24 protein-coding genes are annotated in these 17517 nt (G+C 37.0%); 1 reads left to right on the top strand and 23 read right to left on the bottom strand.

Annotation, left to right across the window (positions count from 1 at the left end; genetic code table 11):
* Positions 1–104: 104 nt before the first annotated feature.
* From K6119_RS08110 to K6119_RS08035, 16 genes are all read right to left on the bottom strand, one after another.
* A complete protein-coding gene (locus K6119_RS08110; protein ID WP_221837945.1) occupies positions 105–647 on the bottom strand; it encodes a hypothetical protein in 543 nt (180 codons plus the stop codon).
* A gap of 155 nt (positions 648–802) precedes the next feature.
* A complete protein-coding gene (locus K6119_RS08105; RefSeq protein WP_221837936.1) occupies positions 803–1399 on the bottom strand; it encodes a hypothetical protein in 597 nt (198 codons plus the stop codon).
* Between the two features lie 268 nt (positions 1400–1667).
* On the bottom strand, positions 1668–2027 hold the full coding sequence (locus tag K6119_RS08100) for a VOC family protein (protein ID WP_221837934.1): 360 nt from the start codon (positions 2025–2027) through the stop codon (positions 1668–1670).
* A 173-nt stretch (positions 2028–2200) separates the two neighbouring features.
* The gene (locus tag K6119_RS08095) at positions 2201–2794 is read right to left on the bottom strand and encodes a hypothetical protein (RefSeq protein ID WP_221837931.1); all 594 of its coding nucleotides are present in this window, start codon (positions 2792–2794) and stop codon (positions 2201–2203) included.
* A 220-nt stretch (positions 2795–3014) separates the two neighbouring features.
* Positions 3015–3344, bottom strand: coding sequence for a hypothetical protein (locus K6119_RS08090; protein WP_221837928.1), 330 nt, complete (start codon positions 3342–3344; stop codon positions 3015–3017).
* Positions 3345–3478: 134 nt separating this feature from the next.
* Positions 3479–4003 carry a hypothetical protein gene (locus K6119_RS08085; protein ID WP_221837925.1) on the bottom strand — a complete coding sequence of 175 codons (525 nt, stop codon included), beginning with the start codon at positions 4001–4003 and terminating at the stop codon, positions 3479–3481.
* A gap of 241 nt (positions 4004–4244) precedes the next feature.
* Positions 4245–4604 (bottom strand): hypothetical protein, encoded by a 360-nt coding sequence (locus K6119_RS08080; protein WP_221837922.1) that lies wholly within the window; start codon positions 4602–4604, stop codon positions 4245–4247.
* 249 nt (positions 4605–4853) lie between these two features.
* Complete coding sequence (locus tag K6119_RS08075; RefSeq protein WP_221837919.1) at positions 4854–5366, bottom strand: hypothetical protein; 513 nt, start codon at positions 5364–5366, stop codon at positions 4854–4856.
* 221 nt (positions 5367–5587) lie between these two features.
* On the bottom strand, positions 5588–6280 hold the full coding sequence (locus K6119_RS08070; RefSeq protein WP_221837917.1) for a hypothetical protein: 693 nt from the start codon (positions 6278–6280) through the stop codon (positions 5588–5590).
* Positions 6281–6383: 103 nt separating this feature from the next.
* Positions 6384–6779: a hypothetical protein gene (locus tag K6119_RS08065; protein WP_221837914.1), complete on the bottom strand. Its 396-nt coding sequence runs from the start codon at positions 6777–6779 to the stop codon at positions 6384–6386.
* 153 nt (positions 6780–6932) lie between these two features.
* The gene (locus K6119_RS08060) at positions 6933–7451 is read right to left on the bottom strand and encodes a DUF4738 domain-containing protein (protein WP_221837912.1); all 519 of its coding nucleotides are present in this window, start codon (positions 7449–7451) and stop codon (positions 6933–6935) included.
* 287 nt (positions 7452–7738) lie between these two features.
* The gene (locus K6119_RS08055) at positions 7739–8104 is read right to left on the bottom strand and encodes a hypothetical protein (RefSeq protein ID WP_221837910.1); all 366 of its coding nucleotides are present in this window, start codon (positions 8102–8104) and stop codon (positions 7739–7741) included.
* 298 nt (positions 8105–8402) lie between these two features.
* Positions 8403–8762 (bottom strand): hypothetical protein, encoded by a 360-nt coding sequence (locus K6119_RS08050; RefSeq protein ID WP_221837907.1) that lies wholly within the window; start codon positions 8760–8762, stop codon positions 8403–8405.
* Between the two features lie 157 nt (positions 8763–8919).
* Positions 8920–9543, bottom strand: a complete 624-nt coding sequence (locus K6119_RS08045) for a hypothetical protein (protein ID WP_221837904.1) — start codon at positions 9541–9543, stop codon at positions 8920–8922.
* A gap of 138 nt (positions 9544–9681) precedes the next feature.
* On the bottom strand, positions 9682–10314 hold the full coding sequence (locus tag K6119_RS08040) for a toxin-antitoxin system YwqK family antitoxin (protein WP_221837901.1): 633 nt from the start codon (positions 10312–10314) through the stop codon (positions 9682–9684).
* A 265-nt stretch (positions 10315–10579) separates the two neighbouring features.
* Positions 10580–11362: a DUF2262 domain-containing protein gene (locus K6119_RS08035; protein ID WP_221837898.1), complete on the bottom strand. Its 783-nt coding sequence runs from the start codon at positions 11360–11362 to the stop codon at positions 10580–10582.
* A gap of 282 nt (positions 11363–11644) precedes the next feature.
* Between K6119_RS08035 and K6119_RS08030 the strand changes: the two genes are divergently transcribed.
* A complete protein-coding gene (locus tag K6119_RS08030; protein WP_221837895.1) occupies positions 11645–12322 on the top strand; it encodes a hypothetical protein in 678 nt (225 codons plus the stop codon).
* A 173-nt stretch (positions 12323–12495) separates the two neighbouring features.
* Here the strand turns inward: K6119_RS08030 and K6119_RS08025 are convergent, their stop codons facing one another.
* From K6119_RS08025 to K6119_RS07995, 7 genes are all read right to left on the bottom strand, one after another.
* Positions 12496–13104: a hypothetical protein gene (locus K6119_RS08025; RefSeq protein ID WP_221837892.1), complete on the bottom strand. Its 609-nt coding sequence runs from the start codon at positions 13102–13104 to the stop codon at positions 12496–12498.
* A 256-nt stretch (positions 13105–13360) separates the two neighbouring features.
* Positions 13361–13684 (bottom strand): hypothetical protein, encoded by a 324-nt coding sequence (locus K6119_RS08020; protein WP_221837889.1) that lies wholly within the window; start codon positions 13682–13684, stop codon positions 13361–13363.
* A 128-nt stretch (positions 13685–13812) separates the two neighbouring features.
* Entirely contained in the window at positions 13813–14604 is a 792-nt protein-coding gene (locus K6119_RS08015; protein WP_221837887.1) for a hypothetical protein, read from the bottom strand.
* Between the two features lie 230 nt (positions 14605–14834).
* Positions 14835–15323, bottom strand: a complete 489-nt coding sequence (locus K6119_RS08010) for a hypothetical protein (RefSeq protein ID WP_221837883.1) — start codon at positions 15321–15323, stop codon at positions 14835–14837.
* Between the two features lie 171 nt (positions 15324–15494).
* A complete protein-coding gene (locus K6119_RS08005) occupies positions 15495–15860 on the bottom strand; it encodes a hypothetical protein (protein WP_221839120.1) in 366 nt (121 codons plus the stop codon).
* Positions 15861–16034: 174 nt separating this feature from the next.
* Entirely contained in the window at positions 16035–16628 is a 594-nt protein-coding gene (locus tag K6119_RS08000; protein WP_237828138.1) for a hypothetical protein, read from the bottom strand.
* A gap of 178 nt (positions 16629–16806) precedes the next feature.
* Entirely contained in the window at positions 16807–17328 is a 522-nt protein-coding gene (locus K6119_RS07995; protein ID WP_237827994.1) for a hypothetical protein, read from the bottom strand.
* Positions 17329–17517: the final 189 nt, after the last annotated feature.

Raw genomic sequence — 17517 nt, 5'->3', positions numbered from 1 at the left:
TAGCTATCGGGAGATGGTAACCCGGACTGTGGACACGTAATGGACGAAAGCGTGCCGTCCAAGGGTAGGACGTTGGTTTTAGTTATTATGTTTTGAACCGTTTTTTACTCTGGTTTTATGTAACTATCTCGTTGCACTGTCTTAAAATCAATGAACGCAGATCTACCTTTCCACTTCCGTTCTATGATTTTTTCTTCTTCATTAAAAACAGTAATTTCATAGATAGGTGAGTAACTAAATTGATATCCTGTGTAATATGCATACTCCGTTGAATCGATTTTTACAATGTATTCATCAGGGTTAACAGTTTTTCCGTCTCTAGCCATGGGACTTGGTATATCTTTTCCAGGTTTCAATTCTGTAAAGTTTGTGGACCATAAGGTGTCCCTTTGACAACCATAATACAAGCCTATGGTTGCTATTTGTCCAGAGTAATAGTATTTAACAATGGAATCTTTATCTTCTAAATTATATATGACATAAGATTCTTGTCCATTAGAATATTTCAAGAATATCCTGTATCCTTTAGAATCATAACAATCAAATGCCAGCCATTGAGCTTGACTGTTTAGTAATGAGTCCTGAGAATTCATTTGATTAAATGCTATTAAAGGAAATAATAGCAAGGCAGAAAGAATTAGTTTCATGATTCGTTATTTATCAGAGATGTAACAAGTCCGTTTAGGTAACTTGTAGTTTTAGACAGTCAAACCTGATAATGGTTCAACGTTTGACTATAGTTATCGAGAGCGCTCGCCAAGAGTGGGCACTTAGCTTAACCTATTGTGTTAGCAACAGTTTTCTATTCAGGAAGAAAACCTAAAAATAAGCGTAATGAAAGATAAAGCCAATTATATTCAACAATCAGTTCAGAGCTTAATTTATCACCGTAATGAGGGTGTTTAAATGTCTCATCTAAATAATAGATGCTATTGAACTGTTCCATAGAAGTTTCAATTTTAAATTGATATCCAAGATTGTTATTTTGATCTTGATTTTCTATGTAAATATCAATTTTCAAAATGTTATTTGGTTGATAATTTTTAAGGTTTAGTTTATATAATTTTTTCTTATCAGCCCCCATAAAGTTTTTCACTGAAAAAAATTTTGAAACAATTGAATCAGGTCGCACTTGATAATAAAACGCGGGACCGTATGAAGAGCTATCCGTTATAATTAAAAGTGAGTCAGGTATGTCCCTTGATTCCCAAGAAGACAGCCCCTTCATAGAAAAATACACATGTATTGAAGAGTCAGTGTTAACGGTTAACCAATTTGCTGGGAGGAAAAGGTGAATTATACTATCAATTTCTGCCACTTTTCTTTTTTTATCTTCTTGTGAGAAGGCAGTAATGCTCAAAAATGAGATCAATATAATGGCAAATATTCTTTCTTTCAAAATTCGTTTAATTGTTGCTATTGTTTGGGTAAAGTTAGGCATTTACAGTGTTCAACGAAAGCTTTGCTGTAGTTGAATGCCGTCTTCGCTTTCGCGTAGCTTCAGCGAAGCAAAGTCTGATGTGCGGTGGCCAAAACCCGTACTATTTATTGTCTTGGTGTAGCCGCTTTGACGAAGCAGGGGCTGTCCGACCTTGCGCAGCTGATCGGACTTTGGGCAAGTAATGGGCACTTTTGCGCGTGGAAAGAGTGTGGGGCTTGTGCTATGCCTACTGTGTTAAGGTACGTTTTTCAATAAGCTCTACTTTCCGTTCGTCCAAGTCCTGAATGACAGCTCTAATTCCCCAAGCACTTTCCTTTGGTGAAGAAATTACTTTCCAACCAATTTTTTCAAGCTTCGAAATGAGTTTAGAAATTTGATCAACTTCAAATCCAAGTCGAGTTGTATTGTCAGCTTCCTTTAAATTCTGTGGTAGAGGATATATTTCGAATACTATTCCGTTCAATTGTGTAGAATAATGAAATGGTCCATTGCCATGATTGTGATAGGTAAAATCAAGTCCTAAAACCTCATATTGCGATTTCAATTCTTCTAACTTATTCGTCTTTATCACAATTAGATTAATCATCAAAGGTCAAATTGTAATGTACCATAACATTCGCCTAAAACTAACAATTTACTTTGTTCAATGAAAATGAAATTGAAGTTGATTTCCGTGCGATCCTGATAGCTATTAGGAGAGTTGGCCGAGGGAGGACGTAAGCAACTGTGTTAGCATTAGTTTTTTACCCCTTTATGGCATTAATAATCAACAGTGCGTAATATCTGTTGAGGTTTTATTTTTTGATTTATTGTGCAGTCGATTGATTGGGCACTCCATACTCCACCTCCAGCTTCTTCAAATTTTTCAATAAGCCCTAATAACCCCTTTTCCGATTGGACATGAAAGGAACTTTCCATTACATACTTTTTTGAACCAATATTCTTGATTGCTTCTGACAATGAAATTTTATGAGCATATTTCACATCCTTTTGGCTCGAATTTTCCAATTTCTCAGAAAGAATAGGAGCTACTTTGTCGCGTAGATCAATGTGTACTTTTATAGGCCAATTTTCATTGTCCAAAGAGAATACAATTCCAGCTACCTTTTTATTGTGTTGTCTAAGTCCTAATGCGCCTAATTCTTGCCAAAGTTCTTCGATTGAAATTTCATTATTCAATCTGTTTTGGTCGTCAATAAACTCAGGAAATTCATTTGAGGCAGGTGCTATTGCTTGTATTCGTATCAATGGATGAAATAATACTCCCTTACCACGATAATTATCTTCGATTGCAATTCCATTTTTTAATTTGTCAGGGAGCAGCTGTTGATCAGTGAAGTAGATAAATTCCATTAAGTTCTGGGTAATTAAAGCTAACGTTTGGCTAAAGCTAGCAATTTACTTTGTTCAACGAAAATGAAATTGTAGTTGAATTGGGTGAGATCCTAATAGCTATCTGTATATCGCAGCCCTGGATGCCTACGCGTACTGGGAGGGAAAAGTGTGGTCAGGGTGTCAGACATGAACTTAAGCTATAGTTTTTACTCCTACTATGTCTAGCATAGAAGCTTGTTTATCCAAATGGGATTAACAAAAGCACAATTGTACCGATTACCAAGAAAATGTACACCCAATAGTCCATTTTGATGAAGAATAAGGAGTGTTCAATATCCATTTTTTTCTTTATTCCGTTTCTGTCTACGAAATAATCATTTTTATTTAGAAAGGTTATCAGAGCAGTAATCCAGCAAGATAATCCTATTCCAAATTGAAATAGTTCGTCTGGTGGATTTGGGTTGAACAAGGAAGTGTAAACGGCTTTTGATCCAAAGCCTACGATTAATGCGGTAACTATGAAATACACTGGAATTAATATTCCTCGGTTTTTAAAAATCAAGAACATATATCAATTATAGCTAACGTTTGGGTAAAGCTAGCAATTTACTTTGTTCAACGAAAATGAAATTGTAGTTGAATTGCGACGTGAAGTGCGTGGGCCTAGTATCGGACATTAGCTATTATGTTATGAACCGTTTTCTACAAACCAATTAGGCGTGCGATTATCTCTACAATTCTGGCTTCATAGGATATCTCAGGTTCTGTGCTGCTTACGGAGAATTCTGTTATTTTTCCGAGCCAGTCCTTTCTGAAATAGTTCTTAACAGATTTGTAAGCATTACCAGGAACATAGAGTTTTATATTTCCAGAATTAAAAGTGAAATCAATTATTGCTTCATGTCTAATCACTATTCCTTTTCGAGTGGCAATTTTCAGTTTAAATGTCTCAAATAGGACAACTTTTAGATCGTCTTTTTTTACAAGAAAGGTTTTACCTGAATTGCCATGTGTCCGACCGATTAAAGAATTTGGTCTTAGTTCGAAAGATAAATATTGAGGACTTTCAGAATTTGCAATGCACGGGTCGATATATTCTAGCCCTTCTATATGGATCATTTTCATGGAGCCTATTCCGCCTAATATTAGCTTCTTCAAAAATGAGTAATCTGGTCCGGCAGATTCCTCCAGTTTAGATGAACTTGTATGTTGGATTTGGCTTGCCATGTAATGGTTTATAACGTTTAGGTAAAGCTAGCAATTTACTTTGTTCAACGAAAATGAAATTGTAGTTGAATTGAATGCGATCCCGATAGCTATCGGGAGAGTTGGCAAAACCCCCGAACCCTAAACGTCCGACCGTTTTGAATCAACGTAGCCTTGGCGAAGTTGATGATGGACACCCGGATACTTGACACCTCAAAGGGAGCATTGTGTGTCGGCCAAAGGTGTCGGACGTTCGCTTTAACTATAATGGTAGGTGGCGTTTTCTACCAAACATTTCCCGGATTCTGGTTAGCAGTCCTTTTCGCTCAGGTGGCGAATAAATTGATGGATTTGCTGCTCGCATCTTAAGTAATTGAAATACTTCCTCAGTTAATTTTGGCTTCAGTCTGTCAATTACTTCTTGCATTTCCAACTCCAGTTTCTGGCTATACATTCCTGTCTGTAGAGTACATAAATTTCTTTCGAGTTCGTCAAGAATTGAAATTTCTTCGAGCGAAATTCCGTCAGCTTCCTTTGGTGGTGCTTGTCTAGAATCATCTAGACTTTTAAGCTCTCCGTATTTGATATAGAGGTCATATTTTTTTTGTCCAATTAAAGCCATATTGCAATGGAAGCTAACATTTTAGCAAAGATAGGTATTTATGCTGGCGCGAAGTGAGCTGGCTAAAAGCCCCGTACTCTGCATTGTCTTCGCGTAGCCGCTTCAGCGAAGAAAGGGCTGTCCGACCGTCCCGATAGCTATAGGGAGATGGCCGCCCGGATTATGGACACGTAATGGGCAAGAAGAGCGCGACCAGAGTCTCGGACATGAACTTTAGCTAATTATGTTAGCATTAGTTTTCTACTCCTTTTATAGGTTCAAATTGAACTGAAGTGGAATGTACTTTATGCCTGTGGCAGATTGAACCTCCATAACGCCTCCGACAACGCAGAAATCTGAATTGATGTAAGGAAAGCTCAAAGGAATACTTGCAACTGGTTCATCTTTTAATAGGTCTATTTCGTACATAAATTGGTAATTGTTGGGATCATCTTGCGCTAATTTTAAAGAATCTTGGTTTGTGAAGATGTCGGCATAAAAAGTACTTGCTAAATTTGGTCTGTTGTAAAAGAGTCCAAACAAAAATTCAATTGAGTCTCCTTCAGTTAAATTCAATCTGTAAGAGTTATTTAAAGCAATGGGTTCAAGCTTTTCATTCTCAAGAATTGAATTTAGACTATCAATTTCAGCCTTTAATATTTCATTTTCTGAACGAAGATTTTCAAGTTCTTCCGAACTTTCAGTTTGGCTGTCAGATTGACCACAACTTTGGATTAGTGTGATGCAAATAATAGGAATGATGATCTTAAACATTGTGTTCATAGGTCCAAGGAATTAGCCATTACGTTTGAGTAAATATAAGCATTTATGCTGGCGCGAGTGAGTCGGCCAGTCACGACTCTGGGCTGTCCGACCGCTCTCAATCAACATAGCTTCAGCGAAGTTGATGATGGTTGCCCGGATAGTGAACACGCATTGGGCGTAATGCTCGCGGCCAAAGGGTGGACGTTAGCTGTAGCTATTGTGTTATGGAAAGTTTTCAATCAACTTATCACAATCAGCACGAGTCTTGATTCTTTCTTACAAATCAAAGATTTAAAACTTACATCTAAATAGATTTCTCCTTTTTTGAGTTTTCTAAGACTGGTGGACATGATTTTGCATGATGTTATTTCAACAACATTTTCACTAGAATTTTTTGATTTCATTTCTGTTAGGACAAACTCGTATTTTAGGTCGGGAAATATTTTTAAGTAGCCATTATAGATGCTTGTGGTGTCAGGATAAAAAGATATGAATTGCAATAATGTATCTTTTTTCTTCCAGGCACCTGCACTTTCAATTGCTTGTATTACGTTGCAACCTTTGGATTCAGATTCAATTTTTTTCAGATTAGATCTGTCCAATATTTCAGGTTTAAATTGAATGGTATTTTTTATTAAAAAAGCTTTATTTGAATCCAAGGTCTTCTGAATCCCTGCGCGCTCTGGGGTCCATTTTTGAGAGAATAGAGTTCCTTGTACTAACAGAAAAAATATAATTGCTAAAACTCTCATTTTCAATTTACCATAACGTTTGAATAAAATTAGCAATTTACTTTGTTCAACGAAAATGAAATTGCAGTTGACTTGCGTGCGATCCCGATAGCTATCGGGATTATGGGCGAAAAATCCCGGACTCTGCATTGCCTTCGCGTAGCCGCTTCGACTAAGCAAGGTCTGTCCGACCGCTCTCAATCAACATAGCTTCAGCGAAGTTGATGATGGTTGCCCGGATAGTGAACACGCATTGGGCGTAATGCTCGCGGCCAAAGGGTGGACGTTAGCTGTAGCTATTGTGTTATGGGCAGTTTTTTACGCCGGTATTTCTGCGCCAAAACAAATAATAGCCTTCTTTATTTTCTGTTGGAGACATGACGATTGATACGCAATAAGTTCCAGAAGAAATTGAATGTAGTCCTGTTCCGCAATCCAATTTCCAATAACGTTTTTCGCCATGTTTCTTCACCTGGGCAACTACATTTCCAAATGGCGCACCATCTTGCCAATCAATTGCAGTTTTAACAATTAAGGTTTTAGTCTTTCCGGATTTTAGCAATTTGATTGATTCTCCACCTAACTGCACATTTGAAAGATCAAACTTGGTGCTATTATAAATTTCCAGACGAATTTCCTGAGCGTATGATTTTGACACTATTAGGAAAATCAATATCAGGTAGAATTTATAAATGCCCATAACGTTTGGCTAAAGCTAGCAATTTACTTTGTTCAACGAAAATGAAATTGTAGTTGATTTGCGTGCGATCCCGATAGCTAACAGGAGATTTGGCAAAAAAAAGGAGGGACATGCGCTTTACCTACTGTGTTATGCACAGTTTTCAAGCTAATATTATTCCAAAGGTTTTACTCCCCAGTAGTCTAGACGACCAAGTTTATCTGTTTGGTAGAAAATTGCTAATTGCGCTTCAAAAGTCACTTCAGTTTCTGGAACACCAAGATTTGCTTCAAAATAAAGTCTGTTAGTTCGAACAGCTTCATAATTGACACTGTACAAGTGAATGTTGTCCATCATTTCTGGATCCAAACTGTCTTCAAAGGTTTCCTTGTAAACAGTTTTTTGAAAAATTTCTTGTGATCCTTTATTTAAAATAATTGAAGCTACATTATTATGAGTGACTTTTGTAATTGTGTCATATTCTTCTGAATTTATGTAAATGGGGTTCTTGACCAAACTATCATTGAGTGAATACATTTTTATTTCTAGTTGGTAGTCCTCATTATACATAGAGAGCGTCATGTTCTGAATTGTAGTATCAAAATTTGGTTCTGAATAAATTACATTCTGTTTGTTGTCTACCTGTTGAATATAGCTCTCTGGTTCTTGATTAGAACAAGATGCAAAAACCAAAATTATTAGTTTGAGAAGAAGTAAACGTACCATTGGTAATTGTACATAACGTTTAGGTAAAGCTAGCAATTTACTTTGTTCAACGAAAATGAAATTGTAGTTGAATTGTGTGCGATCCCGATTGCTATCGAGAGTGCTGGCCAAACCTCAGGACTATGGCTGTCCGACCGTTTTGAATCAATGTAGCCTTGGCGAAGTTGATGATGGCCGCCTGGACTTTGGACAAGTAATGGGCGTATATGTGAGATGGACAAGGGTGGACGTAAGCTTTGCTTACTGTGCAATGGCTAGTTTTTCAACCTCTTTATTTTTGAAATGCTTGATGGAGAGCAAGTGCCTTCAGTAATGAATGAACCAGTGACTTCGTAAATGATAGTTGTGTCCTGTGCAATTTCCTTTGAAAAGTCTATTTCCAACTCTGTCATTTCTTCACGGTTCAAATCTACCCAAGTCTTTTTGTTAGTTGCGTCCGTCTCCCAAGCTGAACTATTTTGATTCTTCTCCACTGGTTTAAAAGTGACAAAGGTTACTTCATCATTTTCTAATTCAAAAAATGATACGTATGCATCAACAGTTTTTTCTTCATACACACATGGTCCAGGACAAGCTGTAGTAATAACCGCTAATGCTATCAGAATGACATAGTTTCGCATTGCAAGCATATTTTTGAATTAACCATAACGTTTGGGTAAAGTTAGGCATTTACCTTGTTCTACGGAAGCGAAGCTGAAGTAGAATGCCGTCTTGATGTGCGCGGGCCAAAACCCTCCCGAGTCCTAGGGATGGCTGTCCGACCGCTCTCAATCAACATAGCTTCAGCGAAGTTGTTGATGGCCGCCCGGACTGTGTACACGTAATGGGCGAAAGAGCGCTGGCCAAGGGTGGACGTATGCTTTAGCAACTGTGTTCGCATTAGTTTTTCACTCCAATATTTTTAAGCTAGCAGAACTTTTACTTGTCATTATTAGCCAGAGATATTAACCACTCCCCATCAACTTTTTTTAAGTTGTAATTTTCAGACTGAGATTGAATTGATGTTTGATATTTGACGAAACAATATGCAGTTTCACCGTCCGTTTTACAAGAACATGTTTTAATATCCATATGGAATTTATCACATTCTAATTCCGTTGAATCTTGAGGGATATCATTTTCATATTCAAGTGTTAATTCATAAGCTTTATCACATTTTCCTTCGGATAAAAGTCTTAGATAATTCTTTACCACTTTCTCTTGAGATTCTGATTCAGATTCCGAAGAACACGAAACAATAACTCCAAACAATATGACTAATAATAATCTAAAGATCATGGCGTGTAATTAATGCTAACGTTTGCCTAAAACTAGCAATTTACTTTGTTCAACGAAAATGAAATTGTAGTTGAATTGCGTGCGATCCCGATAGCTATTGGGTGAGCTAGCCAAGGGTGGACATATTCTTTAGTTATTATGTTAGATGGCGTTTTTTTTACTTTGGTAGAAGTACTGGGAAATCCTGATCTTCAATATTTTTTAGTTTGTCGTTACAGTCTTTTATAAGCTTGCATGACAATGAAGATCCTGTTTCTTCATCTGGACCAATAAAAATTCGGAAAGAACATGAGTCTGTGATGTCATTATATTCGGCCAGATAATTTTCTTCGTAGAAATTTGGAGTTAATGTCAAAATACCATTTTGAAAATAACTTGAATTACCAAATTCTACCATTTCGAAGCGATAGTTAAGAGATGTTTGGTTTATTCTTTTTAGAGACAAAGCAATTGCAACATGATCTTTCTTTCCAGTAAAAACGATATCCTCTTCTAAATTCAGATTTTGAGGAAATATGAATGTGTCAGTTTGGTCAATTATAAATAAGCTATCACTAAGAGATATAGTTTTTGCAGGTATGTCTTTAAGCTTTTCTATAAATTGAATTGAATAATCAATACTATCTAGAATGTTAAGGATTTGTTCTGTATGATCCTCAGTTGAGTCCAACTGATCTATGTTATCATGTTTGTAGTCCTCTAATACATTATTTTCAGAGCTTTCTGAATAGCAGCTTGATAAAATTGATACAAGGAAAATATTATAGATAAACTGTCTCATTGGTAATGACACCTAACGTTTAGGTAAAGCTAGCAATTTATGGTGCGCGCAGCAAACCTAAATTGCGAACGACTGCGCTGGCCAAAGGTCAGACGTATGTTTTAGCTATTATGTTAGCTGTAGTTTCCTACAATCCAATTACAAATTGATCCAAGTGAGACTGCAGTAACCTCCAGGGCAGTAAGTGTCTTTGAAAGTCTGAATTTTTTCATCAGAATGGATTAATGTATATCCTTCCGAAAAGTAAATTGATTCTAATGTTGGAGGATAAACCCAGCAGACAGTCATGGTGCCATTGTATTCCTTTTGCGAAATCACGGTCTGATTATTATAAAAGTATTTCCATTTTCCAATTCTGGCATGTTTTAAGTATTGTCCGGTTACAGCAAGGTTTCCTGATTTATAATAAAGTTCATATTTTCCATTGAGTAACCCACTTTTATAATTAATAATCTCTTTTAGATTACCATTTGGATAATAAGTCTTGACTGTCCCATTTCGGAAATAATCGTCTCCTGATAATGTCCCAACACCTTCTACAATACTATCATTATGTATGCTTGGTGTTTCGTAAATTATAATTTGCTTACTTGAGTCAGGGCTGAAGTAAGAATACTCTTCATAATTTAAATCAAATGATTGGTAAAGAGTACTATCAGAATAGATTCTTCCTATATGATGTTTGCTATTTTTCAATGTCCAAATCGTATCTAATTGACAAAATGTTCCAAGTTGGAATGAAAGAAATATGAAAACAATGACGTACTTCATAATTGTAGCTAACGTTTGGGTAAAGCTAGCAATTTACTTTGTTCAACGAAAATGAAATTGTAGTTGAATTGCGTGTGATCCCGATAGCTATCGGGAGTGTAGGCCAAAACCCCGGATACTGGCTGTCCGACCGCTCTCAATCAACATAGTTTCAGCGAAGTTGATGATGGCCGCCCGGATTATGGACACGTAATGGGTGAAAGTGAGCCGGCCAAGGGAGGACGTTAGCTTTAGCTATTATGTTATGTTCAGTTTTCTACTCTGGTTATCCAACTATGGTTGCTCTGTCAATGCCATCATTGATAGATCCGTCAACTTGAATGGAATGTCCCCAGAATAAATCGCCATCATTGTACCAGAATTCGAATGAACCATCATCATAAAAAGTGATTGTCTCCAATGAGATTTTGTCTAGAAAATCTTGTTCTGAAATTGTCGGCTCATCATCTTCTAACCAGGATGTGTTTTTTAGATTTAATAAATCCTTGATTATTCCTGAATTGATTTTCTTGCTCCATTCAGTTTGGTCTGAAACAACGGTCTTTGCGAATTCTTCGACCTTGGCAGCATTGTGTTCCTGCGAACTGTAATTAATTCCAACCTTATGCTCACACCAAGTTCCAGTTCCACTAAACCAGTCATATGCTCTTTCCAAAGTCAATTGTCCGAATAATGAACTTTCAAAATGCACAGGCTTAATTCTATCTGCAATAAAGCTTGTGAACTTCTCATTTTTCCAATTAGAATCGATAAGATCATTCATGATTAGTTTCCGTCTATTTTTTTCTTGGACTATTTCGCCCGAAAATTTGAGCAAAGACAAAGGTTCAATTTGGTTCATGAGTTTTTTCGCCTTTTCTTGAGTCGTAGTTTTATGTACTGTAATTTTTTCCTCAATTAAGTCAGAATCGTTTTCACTGTATGCAAGTACTGAAAAAAATAGAGTCCATGTATCGCCTTTGTCCAAAACTCCTCCAGTACCAGATTCATCTACTAGTCCTTCGAAAATGCTGCCTTTAGGTTTGAATAATGATTTAAATATGTTCATGGGTTGGGTATGTTTTGGGAATTGAACATAATGTTTGGCTAAAGTTAGGCATTTACCTTGTTCTACGGAAGCGAAATTGAAGTAGAATGCCGTCTTGAAGTGCGGTGGCCAATTCGTACTCTGACTGTCCGACCGTTTTGAATCAACGTAGCCTTGGCGAAGTTGATGTGAAGGCCAAACTACTTTATGGACACGCTATTGAGAGCAAGTGTGGTGGCCAAGGGTGGACGCTTAGCTTTAGCTATTGTGTTATGTGTTGTTTTTTTACAATATATTTAGTCTATGCGTATAGTATTAGTAACACTTTGTAATCTATTTTTATTTTCTTCGTGTCAAAGTGATTCTGAATACGTTGATGTAACAGCAGAATGTCAGTTTTGTATTTTGGAGGAGCATGTTCAAGATGCTGAAATTAAATACGTTGTATCAAAAGTTAAGAATAAACCATATCAGGATTCATTGAAAGCTGTTCTTGACAGTTTGTACGTAGTGAAAAATGAAAAGCTGGACAGTTTTAGTCGAGCATATAAATTGGACGATTTCAGTACAGAAGATTCAATTCGTTCATGGTGTTATGATAACAGACCATATGGAGAAGGGATTAGTCTTGAAAAAAGCAGGAGGATGATGTGGTGGTTGGGCAATGAGATTATATTGTATAATTCTGGTCAGGTTCTTAGTAACGGTGAATATATTCAGGGTGATGAGTATGTTGAAGATTTTATAAACAAGGAAAACGGAGATACGGTTACAATTATTGACGGAGAAAAAGTCAAGATCGAAAATTTCCCAAAGTGGAGAGAACAGCAGTTAGCAGAATGGGAAGAATGGATGATAAAAGTCAATTTGTATTTTGAGGAATTAACAGGTAAGTCATTTTCAGAAATGTCTGAGTCTGATGTTTTCTTTCTAAAGTTTAAGTTGAAAATGTTCATGGATGGTAAAAAATCGTATCCATGAATAAGTCAAATCGTCAATAACACATAACATTTGGCTAAAGCTAGCAATTTACTTTGTTCAACGAAAATGGAATTGTAGTTGAATTGCGTGTGATCCCGATAGCTATCGGGAGAGTTGGCAAAAAAGGGAAGGACATGTGCTTTACCTATTGTATTATGAATAGTTTTCTACTCCTATATTTTTTTGACGGTTACTTTGAGCTTGTTTAGTTTGTTTTGCAATTCTTTTGCTTTTTGAGATACGCCTTCCTCAGTGAATTTTAGTTCTGGGAAAATAGATTGATCAATTTTAATCTCGATTTTAGTGTGAGGTTTTGAGTTTGGATAATCTAAAATCTCTACTGATTGAGTTTTTCCATTTTGGAAAGTCAAAATTCCCTTTTGATTTACCCATACGGTAGAAACCTTACTTTCTTTCGAGGCAAAATTGATAGCTGCCATGCCTATTCTGCAGAATTCTGCTCCTACTTCAAGATGTTTCTTTTGATTTGAGCATGCCCCTATTTTGGTCATTATAACTTCAGCTTTAGTTAAGCCATGAATTAATTCCAAAGACATACTAGCATTATACTCTACAGAAAATGCGAAATCACTGATTTCTATGTTGATTTGATTACAATTTCCCTCAAAATATTCATCTATTGCATGACAAAGTACCTCGAAGGGCAACGAGTCTAAAGTTCCATTTTTAAAACAGTCCTCAAAATACATTTCAGGTCTTTTCCTAACGTGTTCACCTGCAGAAAGAGATTGTATATTGTCAGCTGAATATTTTTTGCTCATAAGTTATAACCGCTAATTACTCATAACGTTTGGCTAAAGCTAGTGATTTACTTTGTTCAACGAAAATGAAATTGTAGTTGAATTACGTGCGATCCCGAGGACTCGGGATGGCTGTCCGACCGTTTTGAATCAACGTAGCCTTGGCGAAGTTGATGTGAAGGCAAAAAGCACTTTATGGACGTGCCATTGGGCACAAAGTGAGATGGACTAGTGTCGGACGTGAGCTTTGCTTACTGTGTTAGCTACAGTTTTTCAATCAGGATCTTTCACCATGAAAAAAGTCATATGCTAGTGCTTCTAAGGTGCCGTCTCCCTCAGACACTGCTTGTCCGTTTTCATCTTTGATTTGAAAAGGCTGTTGCATATTATTTCCAATACTTGCACACCCGTCCAACCCAAGTAAAATTGAGTACATGCAGTCTGTCAGAGCACCGTCTAGGATAGATTTAATTTGAGATTTATCTTCAAGATGTAGTTCCGCAATTTTCTTCCCAACTTCTGTTTGTTGCGAGTTCAAGTATTCTTTGATCAAGTCATCTTTTAGGTCTTTAAACCCTTTTACAAATTCCTCTGAAGTCATGGTGGTTCCTATTGTAATTGTAGCTAACGTTTGGCTAAAGCTAGCAATTTACTTTGTTCAACGAAAATGAAATTGTAGTTGAATTGGGTTTTAATGTTTGATAAATGAAGGTTGGAAGTTAGCCTTGCTTACTTTGTTATGCTTCGTTTTTCATATAAATTGAGCCATTCCATGCGCTCTAGATTATACAGTGAATCAGTATAATTGTTGATGTAAGCACCAAATGTCCCATAACTGATTTCAAATTGCGTATGCCGATTAGTAGCCTTGTCTAAAAATCCTATTACTCTGGCAATATCCGTGTTACGCCATCCATAAGACGAGTCTGTACCAACGAGAATGGGAGTATATGGGAGTGTGTTTTTTGGATTCTTGTCGAGAAAAACAACGTCCAAGTACTCGATATATCGATAAAATAAACTGTCATTTTCAGGCAGTATTTCATTCCAAAAATGGTTGCGGTTATAAGTGCCAGGACTAGCATGATCACCTATTTCAAAATCAAAATTCACGAAGTTAATATCAGGTAGTTCAGTCAGATTAAAAGTCGCGGATACCATATATTCATATGCACCCGTGCTTCCCATCCTTTGAGTTAGAAATTTACTGTCTTGGATTTTTACAAAGATTGCGTCATTAGATTTTTTAGAGTATTCTAAGAATACTTTGTTATCATAGTTTGAATTTTGAATCTCTAATATTTGATCTAAATGAAGTGACTCAATTGGAAATTCTTCATTCAATAAAATGGTGTCTTTAACAGGATCATAAGTCCAAATTGTCAAATCTTCAGAACTATTGATATCGTTGACATTTTCATTACTAGATGTATTTTCACCATTACAAGAACAGAATATTAAAGCAACTGCTGCTGCTATTAAGATATTCGGTTGTAAAATGCTGATGACTGAATGAAGCATAACGTTTGGTTAAATCTAGCAATTTACTTTGTTCAACAAAAATGAATTTGTAGTTGAATTGCGTGCGATCCCGATAGCTATCGGGAGTGTAGGCAAAAAAAACCTCCCGAGTCCTCGGGATGGCTGTCTACCGAGTTAGGCCAAACCAGAACTTTGGACACTCAAATGGGAGCAAGTGCGGCGTCCAAGGGTGGACGCTTAGCTTTAGCTATTATGTTAACATTAGTTTTCTACACAATGGTAGCGCGATCACCCTCCTTAGCGCTCTCGACTCTTTCAGTGTAACCGGCAAAGAAGAATGGGATATTATCTTCTTTTCCATTTTCCAGTCTTCCTTTGACTTTGTCGAAAGCAATTAAAGAGATTTCAAACTTTGGTTGTCCAGTGACAAATATTGGTTGATTTCCCTGGTCATACCAAAAGTATTTTCCGCCATAATTTCTTCGAGCGACTTCAAATATGTATGAACCAAACGATTGGATCATTCCCTTTTTTTGTCCGTCCGGCATTTCTGGGTAAAAGTCAGAAGCTTCTTCAAGAAGTTCATCAATTAACTCGAGACTTTTCACCGAAAAATCCAAATTATGGCGATCCTTAAAACGGGCTACACATTGTTCAGCAGTGTCCGACATTTGTTGTGTGAATTCATCAAGCTGAGAGCTTTCTTGCTTTTTTGGCTCTTCTGAATTCGATTTCTTTTTCCTACTGAACAGTCCCATAGTTTTAAGTTTTGGTTTTAATTAATGTTAACGTTTGGCTAAAACTAACAATTTACTTTGTTCAACGAAAATGAAATTTTAGTTGAATTGGGTGCGATCCTGATGGCTTTTAGGGGTGAAGGTAAAAATGGTTAGGTCATGCGCTTTACCTATTGTGTTATGTGCAGTTTTTCATTTTTGCAAATAACTCAATATAGTTTCCATTGCTTCCGAAATGGTCAGATCAGACTTTGTTAAAACTCTATCTTGGAGATTTGGTCCTTTACAAATACCCACTTCAAGAAGTTCTGGTTGCTGAAATTTGCATTGAACGAATGCTATAGGGTTCGAATTCGATCTATGTCCATCCACAAAGACTAAAGTTTCATGTGAAGTGAATGCATAGTAATCCCTTTTTTTCAGATTATCGTTTAAAACTTTAAGACATTGAATCATGTTTTGTGAAAGTATGGGATTGTATCCTTTCAAGAATTCGTAATGTTCTTCTAAAGTTTGATTGTTACCAGAATACTGGTCAATTGCCCGTTTCAGTCCCATAATTGCACATAACGTTTGGCTAAAGCTAGCAATTTATTGCGTGCGAAGTGTGTAGGCAAAAAATCCCGGACTTTGGCTGTCCGACCGAGTGGTGGCCGCCCGGACTATGGACAAGTAATGGGCGAAAAGCGCGTGGACGAGTGTCGGACGTGAGCTTTACCTACTATGTTAGCATTAGTTTTCTACTCCTAATAACACGGTATTTTTGCTAACAAATGCGAACTTTCCTTCTTCGTTGACCTTGTAAAGCTCAGTTTCAAGAGAGGTTGAGTCTAGTCTTCTAATAGTGTCATTGAAGAAATAGTGTTGAATAGTATCATGCATTTCGATTGTTAAATCTTCTCTTACGATAGTGTGACAGCTACTCTCAAGCCAAGGGTCTCCGTTGCATGATCCATTATACAGCCATAATGAGTCAATTACTTGTCCGTTGGAATCGTATGAATATAGTATTGGATTGATGATGTCACCGGCAAATGTGTAAACAACCAGGTTGTGTCCAGCTTCCGTTATCAGTTTGCTATAAGTGGAGCCTCCTTCAGGGATATACTTTTCATAAACTTTATAACTGATATCAAACTTAAAAAATGGAGTGCTGCAATCAATTTCAAAAGGCAATTTTTCATCTGGAATTTTCGATAAGTATCCTGTGAAAGTTGGCTCGTCATTCTTATCGAGATTTGTTTCTTCTTGCTCCGCATTATTTTCTTGCTCAGTTCCAGCACATGCAAACAGCAAAAACGGTAGAATAAAGAGATGGAATTTCATGTTTTGGGTAATTAATGCTAACGTTTGGCTAAAGCTAGCAATTTATTGCGTGCGAAAGTGCGCAGGCCAAAACCCCGTACTTTGGTAGTCCACCGTGTTAGGCCAAACCAGGACTTTGTACACGCCATTGGGAGCAGGTGTGCTGGCCAAGGGTAGACGCTTTGCTTTAGCTATTGTGTTATGCTTCGTTTTTCTGCATTAAGTATTTTGATCTGAACCACTTGCCAAGATGCAATTGTTCTTCTGTTAATTCTAGTAAAGACTTTTCGACATTCTCCAAATTTCCATAAGAACCATTTTCAGCAAGAAAGTATGCATCAGACACTGACATTCCAAATAGGTCATATTCGGTTTTTGACATAATTTCATTGGCAAAATCAGCAATAGCATTGCATGCACGCGAGAGTTCGATTTGCTTTTCCCGATAAAATAGGCCTACAAGTCCGTATAAGATTTTCCATAACACTGGATTTTCCAAAGTTGACTCGTTTTCACGCAATAAGTGAACAGCTTCATTAACTCCGTAGTTGCCAGATATACTTAGTTCGAGCGCAAAGTCAGGGACATTTTCTGGATTTGAAGATATGATTTTGTCCGACCATTCAACTACAGATTTCTGTTCAATTATAGACTTCTCTAGTGCCATTCTGAAAATAGCCATTACTTCTAAGTCATTAATTTCTGGTTCGGAATGAAGCATAACGTTTGGCTAAAGCTAGTGATTTGTTGTTTGCGCAGCAAATACAAATTACGTGCGAAAGTGCGCAGGCCAAACCCCGGATACTGGGCGCGTCCTACGTGAAGTGGCCAAACCAAGATATGTACACGCAAATGGGAGCAAGTGTGATGGACAAGGGAGGACGCTTTGCTTTACCTATTGTGTTATGCA

This window comes from Paracrocinitomix mangrovi, assembly GCF_019740355.2.
GTDB classification, from domain to species: domain Bacteria; phylum Bacteroidota; class Bacteroidia; order Flavobacteriales_D; family Crocinitomicaceae; genus Paracrocinitomix; species Paracrocinitomix mangrovi.
The sequence above is the reverse complement of the archived record's forward strand: the minus strand, read 5'-3'. Positions and strand labels throughout refer to the sequence as shown.